Origin of the sequence: Paenibacillus sp. 598K, from assembly GCF_003851045.1 — a bacterium.
In the GTDB taxonomy this organism is placed as follows: Bacteria; Bacillota; Bacilli; order Paenibacillales; family Paenibacillaceae; genus Paenibacillus_D.
Genome location: NZ_BFBX01000211.1, coordinates 3,994 through 6,112 on the forward strand (window position 1 = coordinate 3,994; position 2,119 = coordinate 6,112).

Below are 2,119 nucleotides of genomic sequence, written 5' to 3' on the forward strand. Positions count from 1 at the left end.
GGGAGCCGCTCTCGGGCGAGACGGCTGTGCGGCTGCGGGCTTGCTTCCCCGAGGCGACGCTCGTCAATGCGTATGGACCGACGGAATGCACCGTAGACGCGGCGCTCTACACGGTGCCGCCGGATGCGGCCATCGATGCCGGGGCGCCGGTGCCGATCGGGCGGCCGATCGCCAACACGGCGGTCTACGTGCTCGATGAGCGGCTGCGTCTGCAGCCGCAGGGGGCAGCGGGCGAGCTCTGCATCGCCGGCATCGGCCTGGCGCGCGGCTACCGCCATCTGCCGGAGCTGACCGCAACGCGCTTCGTGCGCCATCCGCTCGTACCGGGCGGATGGCTGTATCGCACGGGCGACCGGGTGCGCTGGCTGGAGGACGGTACGCTGCGCTATCTCGGACGGATGGACGAGCAGGTGAAAATCCGCGGCCATCGTATCGAGCCGGAGGGAATCGCCAGCCGCCTCCGCGCCCTGGCTGACATCGACGATGCCGTCGTTGTGGCGCGGGCCGGCAGCGACGGGGAGCTGGCGTTGCACGCCTACTACACCGCTGCGCATCCGCTCGACGAGTCTGCCTTGCATGGCGAGCTGTCGCGGGCTTTGCCCGAGACGATGTCGCCGCTGACCTATACGCATCTGGCAGCGTTGCCGCTCACAGCGAGCGGCAAGCTCGACAAGCAGGCGCTGCCGATGCCGCAGCAGGCGGTGTATGGCGCTGCCGGGACGCCGCCGCAGACCGATACCGAGCGGCGATTGGCGGCGATCTGGCAGGAGCTGCTTGGCGCCGGGACGATCGGATCGCAGAGCCACTTCTTCGCGCTGGGCGGCCATTCGCTCAAGGCGATGCTGCTCAGTGGCAGGATCCGTGCCGTATTCGGCGTCGAGCTGGCGCTGGCCGAGCTGTTCAACCATCCTGTGCTGCAAGCGCAAGCCCGGTTGATCGATGCCGCCGAGCGTGTCGGCGAGGCGACGCTGCTGCGGGCGGATGAAGCTCCGAGCTATCCGGCTTCGACGGCGCAGCGACGCATGTATGTGCTCCATCAGCTTGACAGCGCAGGCGTCAGCTACAGCATGCCGCAGGCGTACGAGCTGATCGGTCCGCTCGACGGGCAACGATTGGCCGCGGCGCTGCAGGCGCTGGTCGACCGATACGAGGTGCTGCGTACGGTATTCGATGTCGAGGATGGCGAGATCGTGCAGCGGGTGCTGGCCGAGCTGCCGGTGGAGCTGGAGACGCTGGATGCTCCGCCAGGCTGGGGCGAGCTGATGGCGGGAGCCCGCGCCGCGTCCGGCGAGGCGGAGGCCGCAGCAGCTTTGGCAGGCGACGCAATCGAGCTGCCGGGTGGCGTCCTGATCGCCGACCGTACGCCGCGCTCGGCCGCGTTGGCAGCCTATATGCGGGACTGGAGCCGGCCCTTCCGGCTGGAACAGCCGCCTCTCTTGCGCGCGGGCTTCATGGAGCTGGCCTCGGATCGCCGCTTGCTGCTGCTCGACATGCACCACATTATCTCTGACGGCGTCACGGTGCAGCTGCTGCTGGCCGATCTGGCGGCGCTCTATGCAGGAGTCGAGCTGCAGTCGTCGAATTGGAATTATAAGGATTATGCGCTATGGCAACGGGAATGGCTGAGGACAGAGCAGTTGGCCGCACAGGAGCAATATTGGCTGCGGCAGTTGGCGGGCGAGCTGCCGCAGACGCAGCTGCCAACGGACCGTCCGCGTCCGCAGGTCGCGTCGACGGCGGGAGACAGTCTGTCCTTCCGACTCGACCTGTCGCTCGCGCAGCAGCTGAGCAGCCTGGCGCTAAGCCGCGATTGCAGTCTGTATATGGTGCTGCTGGCTGCCTATCAGACGCTGCTCCATGCCTATACCGGCCAGCAGGAGCTAACGATCGGCACGCCAGTCGCGGGCCGCACGCACCCGTTGTCCGGGGGCATGCCGGGACTGTTCGTCAACACGCTGGTGCTGCGGGCGCAGCCGCGACGCGGACAAGCCTTCGACGCTTTGCTCCGGCAGACCAGGCAGTTGACGCTGGATGCCTTCAGCCATCAGGACTACCCGTTCGAGGAGCTGGTCGAGAGGCTGCAGGTTCGACGCGACCCGAGCCGCAATCCGCTGTTCGA

Annotated in this window: 1 protein-coding gene; it reads left to right on the forward strand. The window is 67.7% G+C overall.

What is annotated here, in order from left to right:
• Nucleotides 1–2,119 (forward strand): condensation domain-containing protein (locus tag PA598K_RS34500; protein ID WP_185602414.1); only part of this gene is annotated, 2,119 nt, incomplete at both ends.